Source organism: Bradyrhizobium sp. 2S1 (genome assembly GCF_011516625.5).
Classification (GTDB): domain Bacteria; phylum Pseudomonadota; class Alphaproteobacteria; order Rhizobiales; family Xanthobacteraceae; genus Bradyrhizobium; species Bradyrhizobium septentrionale.
Window position 1 is genome coordinate 7,851,890 of record NZ_CP147717.1, and the last position, 16,414, is coordinate 7,868,303.

At 64.3% G+C, this 16,414-nt stretch carries 13 protein-coding genes and 3 pseudogenes; 12 read left to right on the plus strand and 4 right to left on the minus strand.

Annotated features, from left to right (window positions below):
* Positions 1-5 precede the first annotated feature (5 nt).
* Positions 6-1,904 (plus strand): annotated as a pseudogene (locus tag HAP54_RS37120) (ATP-dependent helicase); the annotation flags it as partial.
* Between the two features lie 147 nt (positions 1,905-2,051).
* Here the strand turns inward: HAP54_RS37120 and HAP54_RS37125 are convergent.
* Both HAP54_RS37125 and HAP54_RS37130 read right to left on the minus strand, forming a co-directional pair.
* A complete protein-coding gene (locus HAP54_RS37125; RefSeq protein ID WP_166205007.1) occupies positions 2,052-2,783 on the minus strand; it encodes an adenylate/guanylate cyclase domain-containing protein in 732 nt (243 codons plus the stop codon).
* A 78-nt stretch (positions 2,784-2,861) separates the two neighbouring features.
* Positions 2,862-3,113: a PilZ domain-containing protein gene (locus HAP54_RS37130; RefSeq protein ID WP_029081849.1), complete on the minus strand. Its 252-nt coding sequence runs from the start codon at positions 3,111-3,113 to the stop codon at positions 2,862-2,864.
* 266 nt (positions 3,114-3,379) lie between these two features.
* On the opposite strand from HAP54_RS37130, the gene HAP54_RS37135 reads away from it, so the two are divergent.
* The 4 genes and pseudogenes from HAP54_RS37135 to HAP54_RS37150 all read left to right on the plus strand — a co-directional run bounded on the left by HAP54_RS37135 (position 3,380) and on the right by HAP54_RS37150 (position 6,388).
* A complete protein-coding gene (locus HAP54_RS37135) occupies positions 3,380-4,792 on the plus strand; it encodes an MFS transporter (protein WP_166295527.1) in 1,413 nt (470 codons plus the stop codon).
* A 110-nt stretch (positions 4,793-4,902) separates the two neighbouring features.
* Positions 4,903-5,031: pseudogene (locus HAP54_RS52645) on the plus strand (hypothetical protein); the annotation flags it as partial.
* Positions 5,032-5,569: 538 nt separating this feature from the next.
* A complete protein-coding gene (locus HAP54_RS37145; protein ID WP_166295533.1) occupies positions 5,570-5,992 on the plus strand; it encodes a hypothetical protein in 423 nt (140 codons plus the stop codon).
* 24 nt (positions 5,993-6,016) lie between these two features.
* A complete protein-coding gene (locus HAP54_RS37150) occupies positions 6,017-6,388 on the plus strand; it encodes a VOC family protein (protein ID WP_166295536.1) in 372 nt (123 codons plus the stop codon).
* A gap of 319 nt (positions 6,389-6,707) precedes the next feature.
* Here the strand turns inward: HAP54_RS37150 and HAP54_RS37155 are convergent, their stop codons facing one another.
* Positions 6,708-7,466, minus strand: a complete 759-nt coding sequence (locus HAP54_RS37155; RefSeq protein ID WP_175619570.1) for a Spy/CpxP family protein refolding chaperone — start codon at positions 7,464-7,466, stop codon at positions 6,708-6,710.
* Positions 7,467-7,919: 453 nt separating this feature from the next.
* Between HAP54_RS37155 and HAP54_RS37160 the strand changes: the two genes are divergently transcribed.
* The 7 genes from HAP54_RS37160 (at position 7,920) to HAP54_RS37190 (ending at position 15,667) form a co-directional block, all read left to right on the plus strand.
* A complete protein-coding gene (locus HAP54_RS37160) occupies positions 7,920-9,260 on the plus strand; it encodes an ABC transporter substrate-binding protein (RefSeq protein WP_166295539.1) in 1,341 nt (446 codons plus the stop codon).
* Positions 9,261-9,376: 116 nt separating this feature from the next.
* Positions 9,377-10,315, plus strand: a complete 939-nt coding sequence (locus tag HAP54_RS37165; RefSeq protein ID WP_166205019.1) for a carbohydrate ABC transporter permease — start codon at positions 9,377-9,379, stop codon at positions 10,313-10,315.
* A complete protein-coding gene (locus HAP54_RS37170; RefSeq protein WP_166295541.1) occupies positions 10,315-11,226 on the plus strand; it encodes a carbohydrate ABC transporter permease in 912 nt (303 codons plus the stop codon). Before HAP54_RS37165 ends, HAP54_RS37170 begins: the two co-directional genes overlap by 1 nt.
* A gap of 20 nt (positions 11,227-11,246) precedes the next feature.
* Positions 11,247-12,347: an ABC transporter ATP-binding protein gene (locus HAP54_RS37175; protein ID WP_166295544.1), complete on the plus strand. Its 1,101-nt coding sequence runs from the start codon at positions 11,247-11,249 to the stop codon at positions 12,345-12,347.
* Positions 12,348-12,376: 29 nt separating this feature from the next.
* Positions 12,377-13,366: a hydroxyacid dehydrogenase gene (locus tag HAP54_RS37180; RefSeq protein WP_166295547.1), complete on the plus strand. Its 990-nt coding sequence runs from the start codon at positions 12,377-12,379 to the stop codon at positions 13,364-13,366.
* Positions 13,367-13,432: 66 nt separating this feature from the next.
* Complete coding sequence (locus HAP54_RS37185) at positions 13,433-14,857, plus strand: amidase (RefSeq protein WP_166295550.1); 1,425 nt, start codon at positions 13,433-13,435, stop codon at positions 14,855-14,857.
* A 183-nt stretch (positions 14,858-15,040) separates the two neighbouring features.
* Entirely contained in the window at positions 15,041-15,667 is a 627-nt protein-coding gene (locus tag HAP54_RS37190) for a hypothetical protein (RefSeq protein WP_166295553.1), read from the plus strand.
* Between the two features lie 12 nt (positions 15,668-15,679).
* Here HAP54_RS37190 and HAP54_RS37195 read toward each other — a convergent pair.
* A pseudogene (locus HAP54_RS37195) lies at positions 15,680-16,391 on the minus strand (IS5 family transposase).
* Positions 16,392-16,414 lie beyond the last annotated feature (23 nt).

The window sequence follows — 16,414 nt, forward strand, 5'->3', positions numbered from 1 at the left end:
AATTTCTCGCAGGCGCCGATCCGCGCCGCATCCTGCTGATGACTTTTTCGCGGCGCGCCGCCGCCGAAATGGCCGGCCGCGTCGAGCGCATCGCTCGGCGCGTACTCGGCGATCGCGCCTCCATCATGACCGATGCACTCAGCTGGGCCGGCACGTTCCACGGCATCGGCGCGCGGCTGCTGCGGGAATTCGCCGAACGCATCGCCCTCGAGCCGGCCTTCACGATCCATGATCGTGAAGACTCCGCCGACCTGATGAACCTGGTCCGCCACGACCTCGGTTTCTCCCGCACCGAAAGCCGGTTTCCCACCAAGGGCACCTGCCTTGCGATCTATTCGCGCTGCGTGAATGCGGAGATGCCGATCGAGACCGTGCTCGGTCAGTTCTTCCCCTGGTGCGCAGGCTGGGCCAGCGAATTGAAGCAGTTGTTCGCGGCCTATGTCGAAGCCAAGCAACGGCAGAACGTGCTCGATTACGATGACCTCCTGCTCTATTGGGCGCAGATGGTGACGGACGCTGCCCTGGCTGAGGAGATCGGCGGCCGCTTCGACCATGTGATGGTCGACGAATATCAGGACACCAACCGCCTGCAGTCCTCCATCCTGCTTGCGCTCAAGCCTGGGGGGCGCGGGCTCACCGTGGTCGGCGACGACGCGCAGTCGATCTATTCGTTCCGTGCCGCCACCGTGCGCAACATCCTCGACTTCCCGTCGCAGTTCAGCCCGGCTGCCGAGATCGTTACGCTCGACCGCAACTATCGCTCGACGCAGCCGATTCTGTCGGCAGCCAATGGCGTGATCTCGCTCGCCAAGGAACGCTTCACCAAGAACCTGTGGACCGATCGCACCTCGACCCGCAAGCCGCTGCTCGTCACGATCCGCGACGAGGCCGATCAGGCGCGCTACATCGTCGAGCAGGTGCTGGCCAACCGCGAAGAAGGCGCGCTGCTCAAGCACCAGGCGGTGTTGTTCCGTACCTCCTCGCATAGCGGACCGCTCGAGGTCGAGCTGACCCGCCGCAATATTCCGTTCGTGAAATTCGGCGGCCTCAAATTCCTCGACGCAGCGCATGTCAAGGACATGCTGGCGCTGCTGCGCTTCACCGCCAATCCGCGCGACCGGGTCGCGGGCTTTCGGATCCTGCATCTGTTGCCCGGCGTCGGGCCGGCCTCGGCGCAGCGCGTGCTCGACCGCATGGCCGAGGCCGCCGATCCGATCGCGGCGCTCGCAGCACTGCCCGCCCCGCCCCGCGCCGGTGCCGACTGGCGGCTGTTCGTCGAAGCCATCGAGAACCTCCGCTATTCGGAATGGCCTGTTGACATCGAACGCGCGCGCCACTGGTACGAGCCGCATCTCGACCGCATCCACGAGGATAGCGAGGTCCGCCGCGCCGACCTTATCCAACTGGAGCAGATTGCCGCCGGCTATCCGTCACGCGAACGCTTCCTCACCGAGCTCACACTCGATCCGCCGGACGCGACCAGCGACCAGGCCGGCGTGCCGCTGCTCGACGAGGATTACCTGATCCTGTCGACGATCCACTCCGCCAAGGGGCAGGAATGGAAGTCGGTCTACGTGCTCAATGTCGTCGATGGCTGCATGCCCTCCGATCTCGGCGCCGGCACATCGGCGGAACTCGAGGAGGAGCGCCGCCTGCTCTATGTCGCCATGACCCGCGCCAAGGACGATCTGCACCTGTTGGTGCCGCAGCGCTTTTTCGTCCACGGCCAGGCCGCCAAGGGCGACCGCCACATGTACGCCTCGCGCACCCGTTTCATCCCGGAACGGCTGCTGCCGATGTTCGAGCGGACCACCTGGCCGCGCGCCGCCGCCGCGCAGGCCGCGTCCGCCAGCCGCGCGCCGCCGATCGACATCGGAGCCCGGATGCGCGGCATGTGGCGCTGACGCCGGTTGCGAAAGATTTTTCAGACGGCCTGGAACGAAGCCGCCGGCCTCGCGTTGAAGCCGCGTTCGTAATCGGCAAACGACCATCCCCGACGGCTTCGGCGCGGAGTTTCGCGCTGGAGCCGTCGTTTTTTGCGCCGCGTCAATTCACGCAGGAAACAATCTGACGGGCTGGTCGAAGCCCTTCAGCGCGTGATCGGAACCGGCTGCCGTGATCATGTCGCCGGTTCGTTCCCGCACCGCCGTCGTGACCAGGATCTCGCCGGATTTCGCCGCCGCCTGGGCGCGCGCGGCGCGGTTCACGACGGTACCGACCGCCGTCAGGTCGCGATGGGTCTGGCCGAACTCGCCGAAATTGGTGTCCCCGCTGTCCATCCCGATTCCGATGCCGATCTCGATGTCGCCGGCGCCGATCGTCCGCACCAGCGCGTCGTGCCTTTCCTGGAAGCGGCGCTGGATGTCGCGCGCGGCCAGCAAGGCCTGCACCGCATGATCGTCCCGCCGCACCGGAAAGTTGAAGATCGCGAACACGGCATCGCCGATCGTCTTGTTGAGAATGCCGTCATAGCGCCAGATCGCGGCGGCGCAGTCATCGTAGAACGCATCCAGCAGCGATGTCAGTCCGTCCGGCGCGATGGTCTGGGTCAGCGTGGTGTAGCCGCGCAGATCGGCAAACAGGATGGTGGCGTCGATTGTCACGGCGCGCGCCTTCATGATCTTCGAGAAGGCCATCTCGCAGAGCGTGCAGGTGTTCGGGTTCATGCGGCTCGGCTTGACGCCAAACAGGCGGAACGGCGCCGACAACGGGCCGCGCAGGGGAATCGGCATATGCAGGTTTTGCCAGCAGCCGAGGCAGATCGTTGCAGGTTCCGGAGTCATCGGCACACCACCAGTCGTTCCAGCAACGAAACCCGGGCGATCCAGGACGTCCGGGCCGGGATTTGCAGCGCGCCGCGCTCAGGTCGGCGTCACGAAGCTCAGTCCGATCCGCGTCTTCTTGCTCCACACCACCTGGCACTCGTAGACAACAGAGGCGTCCTTGGCCATCACCAGGCGGAAGCGATGCGGGACGAAGGCCGGATTCTCGACCTCGATCGCGGCTCCCTCCGGCGAAATGTTCACGATCGTGCAATGCATGACCGAACCGCCCGATGAAACATAGCCGGGTTCATTGACCTCGGTTCGCGGATGCCTGCGCTTTTCGTCCACCCAGCCTCCCCCCAACTTCCTTCACACAAGCGTGGGCGATCGGCATTGCCGAAGTCAACGGCTCCGACAGGCCGGATCGGGCTTTCGCACCACGATTTGTGTGAAGCAGTAGGCCGAATTGCCTATCGCGTCACTGCAGATGAGCCCCGCGTCAGCGCGGGCTTGTCGTTCGCGATGGCGCGAGGATAGCCTCACCCTATGGGCGAAGCGCTGGCGCGACGCACGCTCCTGATAACAATGAACAGGCGCCATGGGGAAAACGCGCCATGTTCGAGATTCTCGATCGCCGGACGACTCTGACCGGCAACCAGATCAAGATCCTTGCGGCGGCCATCATCGGCGATGCGCTGGAATTCTTCGACTACTTCCTGATCGGCTTTGTGCTCGCGTTCCTGATCGGACCGTGGAAACTCACCTTTGGCCAATCGGCCACCGTGCTGATGAGTTCCGGCATCGGCGCCATCATCGGCGCCTATCTCTGGGGCTGGCTCGCCGACCGGATCGGCCGCCGCATCGTCTTCATCGGTACCGTCCTGAACTTCTCGATCGCGACCGGCCTGCTCTATTTCACGCCCGATAACGGCTGGGTCTACCTAGCGATCCTGCGCTTCTTCGTCGGCGTCGGCGTCGGCGTCGGCGGCCTCTATTGTGTCGACCTGCCGCTGGTGCAGGAGTTCATGCCCTCGCACAAGCGGGGCTGGGTCGGCGGGCTGGTGACCTGTGTGATCCCGCTCGGCGTCGGGCTCGGCGCGGTGCTGGGAGCCGTGATGGGCGCCGACCAGTGGCGGCTGTTGTTTGCGATCGGCGTGCTGCCGGCGGTCCTGGTGCTTCTGGTCCGGCTCTGGGTTCCGGAATCGCCGCGCTGGCTCTGCCGACAGGGACGCTATGACGAAGCCCGCAAGTCGCTTGCCTGGGCCCTGCAGATGTCGCCGTCGGAGCTGCCATTGCCGAGCGCAGCCGACGCCGGTCCGATCGTCAAGACGAGTTGGTTCGACCTGTTCAAATATCCGCGCAGCCTGATCGTCTCTTGGCTTGGCAATGCCGGCGCGCAGACCGGCGTCTACGGCATCACACTCTGGGCGCCCGCGCTGTTCGTGCTGCTCCTGAAGGTGACGCCGCAGGAGGCCGCCAAGATGATGATCCTGCTCAGCGTCACCGGTTTCCTTGGCCGCATCTCGTTCTCCTGGTTCTCGGAACTGCTGGGACGGCGCGTCGCCGGCGGCCTGCTCGGCTTGGGGGCCGGGGCGCTGACGATCATTGCCGGCTATCACTACGACGTGACGCTGTTCGGGATGTCGGCGTTCTGGCTGCTGCTCGCTGCCGCCTTCTTCTTCGCCGACGGCGGCTTTGCGATCGTCGGCCCCTATGCGGCCGAGGTCTGGCCGTCGCATCTGCGCACCACGGGCATGGGGTCGGCCTATGGCTTCGGCGGCATCGGCAAGATCATCGGGCCGGTCGGGCTTGCCCTGATCGTCGGCTCCAACAACTATCTCAAGCCGGACGTGCCGCTGACCCAGATCCCAACCGCCTTCGTCTATCTCGGCTGCTGGTTCCTGATGGCGGGCGCCGTCTATCTGTTCTTCGGGCTCGAGACCCGGGGCAAGTCGATCGAGCAGATCGACAAGGAGCTCAACGCGACGGCTGACGTCGCCGCGTCCGCAACGATCCGGCGCGCCTGAGGGAGACGAATATGAGCGTGACTTCCGCCGACCTTGCGGGCGACCGCGACGTGATCGCTCGCGCCGAGGCGATCAGGGACGCGGTTGCAGCCGCCTCCAACGATATCGAGATGACGCGCCGCCTGCCACCCGACCTGCTCGACCGGCTGCATGAGGCGCGGCTGTTCCGCCTGCTGTTGCCGCGGTCGACCAACGGGATCGAGACCGATCCCGTCACCTTCTTCCATGTCATTGAGACCATTGCGAAGGGCGATGCCTCGACGGCGTGGTGCCTGAGCCAGGCCGGCGGCTGTGCGATGTCGGCCGCCTATCTCGACCTGCCGGTTGCGCAGGAGGTGTTTGCCGACCCACGCGCGGTGCTCGCCTGGGGTCCCGGCCCGAAGGTCAAGGCGATCGAGTGCGAAGGCGGCTACCGCGTCACCGGGGTCTGGTCGTTTGCCTCCGGCGGACGCCACGCCACCTGGCTCGGCGCCCACTGCCCGATCTATGCCGCCGACGGCGCACCGCGCCGTGACGCCAATGGCGAGCAGGTCGAACGCACCATGCTGGTGCGCACCGAAGACGTCGAATGGACCGACATCTGGAACACGGTCGGGCTGCGCGGCACCGCCAGCGACCAGTTTGCGCTCAACGACTTCTTCGTCCGTTCGGACCATTCGATCACCCGCGAGTTCGACCGCGAATGCCGCGAGCACGGCCCGCTGTACCGGATGAGCAACCACACTTGCTATCAGATCGGCTTTGCCGGGGGTCGCCTGCGGCATTGCCCGCAGCGCGGTGGACAATTTCGTCGACGTCGCCCGCAACAAGGTGCCGCGCGGCATGAAGAAGACGTTGCGGGACAATGCGGTCGTGCAATCCGGCCTCGCCCAGGCCGAGGTCAATCTGCGCGCCGCCCGCGCGTTCCTGCTGCAATCGATGGCCGACATCTGGAAGGACCTGGTCGCCGGCAACAGCATCACGGTCGCGCAGCGCATGACGATCCGGATGGCGGCCACGCATGCCATCCACAAGGGGCGCGAGGCGGTCGACTTCGCCTACAATGCCGCCGGCGCCATCGCGATCTTCGACGGCCATCCGCTGGAGCGGCGCTTCCGCGACATCCACACCGTGACCCAGCAATTGCAGGGCCGGTTCAGCCATTTCGAGACCGTCGGCGCCGGGATGCTCGGCGTCGAGGCCGACCTCAGCTTCGTTTAACCCGATTTCTCAAGGAGAAGAACCATGCCACTGGGCGGACTACAGCATTTCACCGACTTGGAGAAGACCAAAGAGTTCTATTGCGATGTGCTCGGGCTCGAGAATGGCGATCGGCCGCCGCTCGATTTCCCCGGCTACTGGCTCTATTCCGGCGGCCAGGCCACTGTCCATTTGATGGGCACCCGCAAGCCGCGCGACGGCATCGTGGTGCGCGGCACCGAGAAGAAATATGAGGACACCGGCCGCCTCGACCACATCGCCTTCGCCGCGTCCGACGTCGACGGGGTGCGCAAGCGGCTGCAGGCAAGAAGGTTCAATTCCGCGAGCAGATCGTGCCGCGCACCGGCGATACCCAAATCTTCCTCTACGATCCCGACGGCGTCGGCGTGGAGCTGAACTTCCCGAAGAGCTGAGCGCCAGCGCTTTTCGGATCGCGGTGGCCGGGCACAGCCGTCCGAAGTGGGGCGTCGCTTTCGCTCGCCTATGTCCCGGCCATTTGCTGCTATCCGCGGCAGTGTTTGCGCTGTGGATAGTTCCCCACAAGGCCCTGACTCGGCCATCACTCGGGCGCGATCCGGTCCGTTTTTCTTCAACATTGAATGACGAATTAACCGGGCCGCGCCGCTGCGGCAGAATAGCCGGGTGCTGCGCCTTTAACCTACCCCAGGGCTTGGTGGCCCGGCTATTCGTCCCCACTTCGCCGACGATGGATCCTTTAGTCGAGCCCGCGTTCGTGGCTGAGGCGGACCATTTCGTTGATGAAGATCTGTTTCTGCTTGTCGTCAAGGCTCGCAAAGAGCGGCTCCGCGGCGTCGGCGACGCCGCGCTGATCGACCGCGCGGTCGTTGAGGAACTGGGCCTCATTGCGCATCTGCTCGATGATGTCGTCAGGCGGATCGCGCTGCGCGCGCGCAATGCGCAGGTTGAGGCGATCGGCGCCGTTGTGGCCGAGATAGTGCATCGCGCTGTTGAAACCGGACCAGTGTTTCTCCTGCTCCGGCGTCAGATTCAGCTCCTTCTTGATCCGCTCGATGTTGGCGTCGCTGTTGGCGACCATCTGCTCAGCCGTGAGCTGCGGCGCCCCATCCTGGGTTAGCACGGCCGTCTGCTGTTTCGCGCCCTTGTCCTTGGCGGCGGCCTTGGCCGATTTGGTGCCCTTGGCGCCCTGCTTGTCACTGGGGGCCGGAGCCTGTGCATTCTTGCCGCCGCCAGCATTGGGGCTGGGGTTGTTGGCATTGTTGCCGGTGAACACCCCGGTCACGCCGGTCACCACCCCGACGACCCCGCCGATCGCGCCGCCCAGAACGCCGCCAACCGGTCCGGCGGCCTTGTTGCCCTCGCGCGCGCCCTTCTCGACGCCCTGCACGATCTGCGCATCGACGATACGAGGCACCGCAAGCAGCATGACGGTGGCGGCCCCAACCGCGGCGCACAATCGCCATTGTGCTCGCAGCTTCGCTACCGGGTTGAGCATGATCGGGTCTCCGTGATCGATGGTGGAATACAGAACTGATGCGGGGGTAGGTTCGACGAATCCGGACATTATCGTTTCCAGCTTCGGCAAGTCTATTGCTCGCGCGGGGCATCAACATGACGGAACACGGCTCGATCAGGCTTGACCGGAAACCTGCGGCGCAACGGCGCACCGTCCGCGAATGTATAAGCGGCAACTCGTGCGTGCGTCGCAACATGATCGCAAGGCGTGCAGCAAACCGCCGGAAATTGCAGTGAGGCTGACGACACTGCCTGCGATTTGACCACAACGTTAGTTCTACGTGGCACAGGCATTACGTTTCTCGACAGCGGCCGGCAATTCTGTTCTGATTGGTGCAACGAAATCCCGCGATGTCGCGCGAACGCGACGCACAAAAAAGAACATCGGGATTCAAAAAGTCTTTTGTCCGTTGGCTACCAGGGAGGGAATGCCATGTCACGGAAGAAGCTTTCGCGCCGAGAATTCGTTGCAGCGACAGCGCTGTCATCGGCGGCGCTCATTACAGCCCCCTACGTGCGTGGCGCCTACGCAGCCGGAAAGCTCTCGATGGGCTTCTGGGATCACTGGGTGCCGGGCGCGAACAGTGCCTCCACCGAGCTGGTCAATGAATGGGCCGCCAAGGAAAAGGTGGAGGTCCAGATCGACTACATCACCAGCCAGGGCAACAAGAACATCGTCACCATCGCCGCCGAGGCGCAGGCGAAATCCGGTCACGATATCTTCCAGATGCCGACCTGGTGGCCACAGGCCAATGCCGAGCTGCTCGAGCCGGTCAACGACATCATGGACCCGCTCATCAAGCTGAACGGCGACGTCAACGGCACGGTGAAATATCTCGGCCAGGCGGACGGCAAATGGCTCGGTGTTCCTGCCAGCGTCGGCAGCCAGATCAAGGGCCCCTGCTCGCGCATCGATCTGATGAAGAAGCACGCCAACATCGACGTCCAGGAGATGTATCCGGCCGGAAGCCCGCCGAAGGCGGACAACTGGACCCTCGATACGTTCCTCAAGGCGGCCGAAGCCTGCCACAAGGCCGGCTTCCCGTTCGGCATCGGTCTCGGCGAAACCAGCGACAATGTCGACACCGCCGGCGCGATCTTCAACTCGTTCGGCGCGCAACTGGTCGACGCCAAGGGCAACCTCACCGTCAAGACCGACGCGGTGCGCCAATCGCTTGAGTTCTACAAGAAGCTGCTCGCTTTCCTGCCGCCCGACGTCTCCGCATGGGACGATGCCTCCAACAACAAATGGCTGGTCGCGGGCAAGGGCGCGATGATCATGAACCCGCCGAGCGCGTGGGCGGTCGCCAAGCGCGATGCCCCGCAAGTCGCGGAGCAATGCTGGACCCACGGCTTCCCGGCCGGGCCCAAGGGACGGTTCGCGCCCTATCTGCCGTTCTTCTGGTCGATCTGGTCGTTCTCGAAGAACAAGGAAGCGGCCAAGAGCCTGCTGTCCCATCTGTCGCAACCGGCATCGATCGAGAAGATGGTGGTCGCGAGCGGCGGCTACGACCTGCCGGCCTACGAAAAGCTCACGACGTTGAAGGTCTGGGAAGAGGTAGGGCCGCCCAAGGGCACGCTCTACCACTACCCGAACCCCTTCAAACACCAGACGCTGTCGATGGCGGCCTCGCCTGCGCCGCCCAAGGTCGCGCAGCAGATCTACTTCCAGGCCACCCTGACCAAGATGTGCCTGCGCTACTACCAGGGTGAAAGCATGGAAAAGACGCTCGCCTGGGCCGAGGGCGAGTGTGAAGGCTTCATGCGAAGCTGACGACAAGCGGGCTTTCGCGCGACCGCCCGTAGTGCCGGCCGCGCGAGGTCTCGTCTTCACATCCCGACCGCCGAACCGGCGAGCCGTGCAACCAACCCGCGCGAGGGACCTGCGTTATGGTTGACGTCGCATTCCAATCCAACCGCACAGCCGCAGCCCAGGCAGGGCGCCGGCGCACCGGTCTGCGCAACGCGCTTCGGCGCAAGTCGATGGCCGCGTTCCTGATGACGCTGCCGCTGATCCTTCTGATCGCGATTCTCGTGCTCTACCCGGCCATCTACTCGCTGCATCTGGCGACGCTGAACAAGGCGATGACCAAGTTCGTCGGCCTTGGCAACTTCGAGTTCCTGTTCAAGCGCGAGACCTTCTGGCTGGTGGTCAAGCAATCCTGCATTTTCGCGATCTCGGCGGTGGTCTTCAAAGCGCTGATCGGCTTCATCGTCGCGCATTTCGTGCACAACGTGCCGGCCAATAAGCAGCGCAAGTGGCGCGGCATGCTGCTGGTGCCATGGGTGATCCCGCCGGCCATGAGCACGCTGGCCTGGCTGTGGCTGTTCGATCCGTCCTACAGTGCCTTCAATTACACGCTCTCCTTCTTCGGCATCGGGCCGATCCCGTGGACCGGCGACGCCATGTGGGCGCGCTTCTCGGTGATCCTGGTCAACGTCTGGTACGGCGCGCCGTTCTTCATGATCATGTATCTGGCGGCGTTGAAATCGGTGCCCGAGCAGCTCTATGAGGCGGCCGCGATCGACGGCGCCAATTGGTGGCAGCGCATCTGGTACGTGACCTTGCCGATGATGCGCAACATCATCGCGATCACGACGCTGTTCTCGCTGATCGTAACCTTCGCCAATTTCGACATCGTGCGCATCCTGACCGCCGGCGGGCCGCTCGACCACACCCACATCTTTGCGACCTGGGCGTTCCGCGTCGGCATCGAGGGCAGTGACATTCCGCTCGGCGCCAGCGTCTCGCTGTTCATGGTGCCGATCCTCGCGGTCGCGGCGATCTTCATCCTGCGCGACATCACCAAACGCGGGAACGAATCCTGATGAGCACGGTGACGATCGACAAGTCCGGACCGACCCGCAAGGTCAAATACAGCAGCATGAGCCGCGATCGGACCTGGGCGCTGCGCTGGTCCTACTTCTTTCTCACGCTGTTTGCGATCTTCTCGCTGGTGCCGCCGCTCTACATGCTGATCACCTCGCTGAAGAGCAGTGCGGAGATTTCCGCGGCGACCAACCCGTGGTGGGTATATCATCCGACGCTCTCCAACTACGCTGAGTTGCTGACCTCGAACCAGTTCCTCCGCTTCTTCTGGAATTCGGCGTGGGTCTCGATCATTGTGGTCACCATCACGATGCTGATCAGCGTGCCGGCGGCATTCGCCCTGGCGCGAATGAAATTCTGGGGCTCGGCGACGCTCGCGACCGGGGTGTTCCTGACCTATCTCATTCCGGACAGCCTGCTGTTCATCCCGCTGTTCAAGATGTTCGCCGTGATCGGCGACGGGACCGGCATCCAGCTCATCAATCGTTGGTACGTGCTGCTGTTCATCTATCCAACGCTGACGGTACCGTTCTGCACCTGGATCATGATCGGCTATTTCGCCTCGATCCCGAAGGAGCTCGACGAGGCTGCGATCATCGATGGCGCGAGCTGGTTCCAGACGTTGACGCGGATCTTCATCCCGGTCGCACTGCCCGGCCTGATCGCGGCGACGATCTTTGCCTTCACCGTGTCGTGGGCCCAGTTCCTCTATCCGCTGGTGTTCACGACCTCGACCGATCAGCTCGTGCTGCCGGTCGGCATCATCACAACCCTGATCAAGGGCGACGTCTTCAACTGGGGACAGATCATGACCGGCGCCCTGCTCGGCGCCGCGCCGCCGCTGATCATCTATGCCTTCCTGATGGACTACTACATTGCCGGCCTGACCGCCGGTGCGACAAAGGGTTGAACGCGACAAAGGTAGGACTCATGGCTGACGTCAGTTTGCGTAAGGTGGTGAAGCGTTACGACGAGGTCGAGGCGGTGCGCGGCATCGACCTCGATATCGCCGACCATGAGTTCGTGGTGCTGGTGGGCCCAAGCGGCTGCGGCAAGTCGACGACCTTGCGGATGATCGCCGGCCTCGAGGACATCTCCGACGGCGACATCATGATCGGCGGCGACGTCGTCAACGATGTGCCGCCGAAGGACCGCGACATCGCGATGGTGTTCCAGAACTACGCGCTGTATCCGCACATGACGGTCGCCGAAAACATGTCGTTCGGGCTGCGGCTGAAGCACTATCCCAAGGCCGAGATCAAGAGCCGGGTCACCGAAGCCGCCCGCATGCTCGACATCACCGACCTGATCGACCGCAAGCCGAAGCAGCTTTCCGGCGGTCAGCGCCAGCGCGTCGCGATGGGACGCGCGATCGTGCGCAACCCGAAAGTGTTCCTGTTCGACGAGCCGCTGTCCAACCTCGACGCCAAGCTGCGCGTGCAGATGCGGATCGAGATCAAGAAGGTGCACCAGAAGGTCCGCACCACCACCGTCTACGTCACCCACGATCAGGTCGAGGCGATGACGCTGGCCGACCGCGTGGTGGTGATGAACCACGGCAGGATCGAGCAGATCGGCACGCCCAACGAGCTCTATCACAAGCCGGCGACCAAGTTCGTCGCAAGCTTCATCGGCTCGCCCGCGATGAACTTCGTGCCGTGCCGGCTCGAGGATGTCGGCGGCAAGCTCAACGTGCGGCTGACCGATCGCCTCACCTTCCCGCTGCCGCCGGCGCGCGCCGCCCGCTACCAGGCGCTTTCCCGCACCGACAAGCTGTTGCTGGGCCTCCGGCCCGAGCATGTCATGGAGGCCCGCCCGCATGCCGAGCCCGGTATCGAGCCGTTCGATGCGGTGCTCGACGTCACCGAGCCGATGGGGATGGAGACGCTGGTCTATTTCACGCTCGAAGGCTCCCAGCTCTGCGGCCGGGTCAATCCCAACGCCGGCGCGCAGGATGGCAGCCCGCTCCGATTGGCTGTGGACCTCAACAATATGCATTTGCTAAATGAGGTGACCGGCGCCGTCCTTTGACGGCGTACAAGAAACCTCAAGGGCAGGAAATGGCCACCAACAAGAAGAAGATTTTTATCACCCAGACTCTGTCGCCGGGGGCACGGGTGCTCCTCAACGAGCGGGACGACGTCGAACTGATCGAATTTCCCAACCTGATCTCGGCCAAGGACTTCCAGTCCATGCTGGAGCAGCATGCACCGGTCCATGGCGTGGCGCTCGGCGCCACCCGGTTCGGCGAGGCAGAGCTGGAAGCCTCCAAGGGGATGATGGTGGTGACCCGGATCGGCGTCGGTTACGACGCCGTCGACGTGCCGGCACTTTCCCGCCGCAAGGTGCCGCTGATGGTCGCAGGCACCGCGAACTCGCCCTCCGTCGCCGAACAGGCATTGTTCATGATGCTGACGCTGGCCAAGCGCGCGAACGAAATGCACGCGATGGTCAAGGACGGTACCTGGGCGAGCCGGCTCGGCGTGCTACCGTTCGATCTCTACGGCAAGACGGCCCTGATCGTGGGCTTCGGCCGCATCGGCACCCGCACCGCCAAGCGCTGCCTTGCGATGGAAATGAACGTGCTGGTCTACGATCCCTACAAGCCCGCCAGCGAGATCACGGCGGCCGGCTGCGAGGCGGTGCCGAGCTTAGAGGCGGCATTGCCGCGGGCGGATTTCGTCACGATCCACTGCCCTAAATCGCCCGAGACCGTCGGCATGTTCAACGCGGCGCGGATCAGGCTGATGAAGCCGACCGCCTATCTCATCAACACCGCCCGCGGCGGCATCGTCGATGAGAAGGCGCTGCACGACGCGCTGGTATCGGGCAAGATCGCCGGCGCGGGCCTCGACGTGTTCGAGGTCGAACCGCCACCGGTCGGCCAGCCCCTGCACGCTTTGCCGAACGTGATCATGGCGCCGCATGTTGCCGGCGTCACCGTCGAGGCCGTCGATCGCATGAGCGAGCAGACCGCGCGCAATATCCTGAGCGTGCTGGACGGCAATCCGCTGCGCCAGAATGTGATCAACCAGGACGTCCTCGGCTGACCGTTCAGCCTTCCTCTTGCGCCGCGGCTGATCCTTGCGATCGGCCCGGCGATGCGGAGTACCCACATGGCTTTCAAGGAATTCGGCAACTACGATGCGGTCGGTCTGGCCGAGCTCGTCCGCAACAAGGACGTGACGGCAAAGGAGCTGCTCGACGAGGCCGGCGCGCGCACGGCCGCCGTCGATCCGAAGATCAACGCGGTCGTCGTCAAGCATTACGACTACGCCGAACGCCAGATTGCCAAGGGATTGCCTGACGGCCCCTTCACCGGCGTACCGTTCCTGCTGAAGGACCTCGACCTGCTCGAGGGCACGCGTACCACGTCGGGCGCAAGCCTGCTGAAGGGCTTTGTTGCCGATCACAACGGCACGCTGGCCCAGCGCTTCCTCGACGCCGGCCTCACGATCTTCGGCAAGAGCGCGAGCCCCGAGTTCGGCCTGATGCCGACGACGGAATCCCGCCTGTTCGGCCCGACCCGCAATCCCTGGAATCTCGACCACTCCTCCGGCGGATCGTCCGGCGGCGCGGGGGCTGCGGTCGCCGCCCGCATCCTGCCCGTCGCACATGCCAGCGACGGCGGCGGCTCGATCCGGATTCCCGCTTCCGCCTCCGGCGTGTTCGGCGTGAAGCCGACGCGTGCCCGCAACCCGTGTGGTCCCGATCGCGGCGAAGGCTGGGGCGGCTTTTCCGTTGGTCACGTGCTCAGCATCAGCGTCCGCGACAGCGCGGTCATGATGGATGCGATCCATGGCCCGGAGCCGTCGAGCCTCTACGTCGCGCCGCCGCCGGAACGGCCGTTCTCCCAGGAGGTTGGCCGCGATCCCGGCCATTTGCGCATCAGCTTCACCGACAAGTCGCCCTATGGCGACGCCATCGATCCCGAGATCGCCGCGGCGGTCCGCGACATTGCCAAGCTGCTGGCGGGCCTCGGCCATCATGTCGAAGAGCGCGCGCCGCCGCTTGCGGCCGATCCGGCAGCGACCATGACGACGATCGTCGGCGGCAATACGGCGCTGACGATCCGCCTGCTCGAGCAGCGCGTCGGGCGCAAGCTGACCTCCGACGACGTCGAGCGGCTGACGCTGGCGAGCGCCGAGAATTCGGTCAAGCTGACACCGGTCGACTACGTCGCCGCGCAGCTTGCGGCATTCCAGATCTCGCGCGCGCTTGCGACCTTCTTCGAGGGCTGCGACATCTTCCTCAGCCCGACCTTGTGCGCGCCACCGCTCCGCCTCGGCGAACTGAACACGATGTCCGAGGATCTGACCCACATTGCACCGGTCTTGCGCCGCTACATGCCGGGGACCTCGATGTTCAACATGTCCGGGCAGCCGGCGATGTCGGTGCCGCTGGCCTGGAACAAGACCGGATTGCCGCTCGGCATGATGTTCGCGGCCAAGCTCGGCCAGGAAGGTCTGCTGTTCCGGCTGGCCGGCCAGCTCGAACAGGTCCGTCCCTGGAAGGACCGCCGCCCGCCGGTCTCGGCCTAATAGCGTTTTCGAGCGAAGTGGGTCCCGGTTCGCGTCAAGAAAACGCGTCAGATAAAGAGCCCTGGAGCTTCGGCTCTGATTCAATCAGAGCCGAAGCTCCAGGCTGACAAAGGGTAGCCAGATCAGGTAGATAGGAAGGGCGTCGGCACGATTCCGCCGGCGTCATGCCTGGGAGACCGAACCGTGAGCGACCCGACCGACAATGCGCTCGCCGCAATCGCGAGCATTCTCGATCAGACGACGACGCCTCCCGAGACGGCCAAAGCAGCCGACAAGTCGGCGGACAAGACTGCGGACAAGGCAGCCGAGCCCGTCGAGGAGCCGCCGGTCTCCGTGGCGATGCCACCGCCTCTGCCATCGACCATCGGAGTCGTCTCCATCGAAGCCGTCGAGGTCGCGCCCGTCGAGCCGCCGCCGATCGAGCAGCCTGAGCCGGTCGAACCAGAGTCAGTCGAACCGAAGTCAGTCGAAGCAGAGTCAGTCGAACCCGTGCCGAGCGAGCCGGAGCCCGTCCGACCGCCGCCCCACCCAATTGAGGCCAACGGCTATTCAAAGTCCGGCCCAGGCCCGATGGCCGCGCTGCGCTTCCGCTGGACGGTGCGCGAGGACGACGGCCGCTACTATGTCGACGAGACCGTCGGCGAAGGATCGAGCCCTCACGTCAACGGCCCGATGGACAGCGACGCCGCGATCAAGTTCGTCGACGAACGCGAGGCCGAAGCGCGGCGGCGCTTTGAGCATTTCAAGCACGAGATGATCAGCCGTAGCGCGACCGCGCTTCGGGCGAGCAAGAACAGCAACGAGGGCTAGGTGGTGTGGACACTAGCGCATCCATAGAACGATGGCTGCGAGAGTGACGACGGCCAGGTAATTTCGGGCGGTCTTTTCGAAGCGGGTTGCAACGCGGCGGAACTGCTTGAGCTTTGAGAAGCAGCATTCGACGAGATGACGCTGGGCATAGAAATGCTTGTCGAGTGGATATTTGAGCGCGCGTGACGGGTTGTTGGGGATCACGGCGAGCGCGCCTTTGGCGGCGATGGCTTGGCGCAAGTGATCGGCGTCATAGGCCGTATCGGCCATGACGACCTCGGCGGATAAGCCTTCGATCAATGCGGCGGCTTGCGGTGCATCGCCCTTCTGACCTGCGGTGAGCGTGAACCGCACCGGACATCCCAAGCCTTGAACGGCCATATGTATCTTGGTGCTCAGGCCGCCGCGCGAGCGGCCGATCGCTTGATCTTCCGCTTGATCTTCAGACCCCCCTTTTTGGCGCCGGCGGCGTGCTGATGCGCCCGAACGATGGTGGAATCGACGATCAGATATTCGAAGTCCGGATCATCGGACATCGCCTCGAAGATCCGCCACCAAACACCCTTGATGCTCCATCGACTGAAGCGCCGGAACACGCTGTTCCAGTCCCCAAACACCTCCGGAAGCGCCCGGTGGAGCCCTTCTGATCGGGGCGCCCTATGATCAGCGGCGCTATCCGCTCCCACGCCGCGTCGCTCAATACCAAACGGTCCATCACACCCAAGGCGGCCTCCCCAAAAGCAGCCT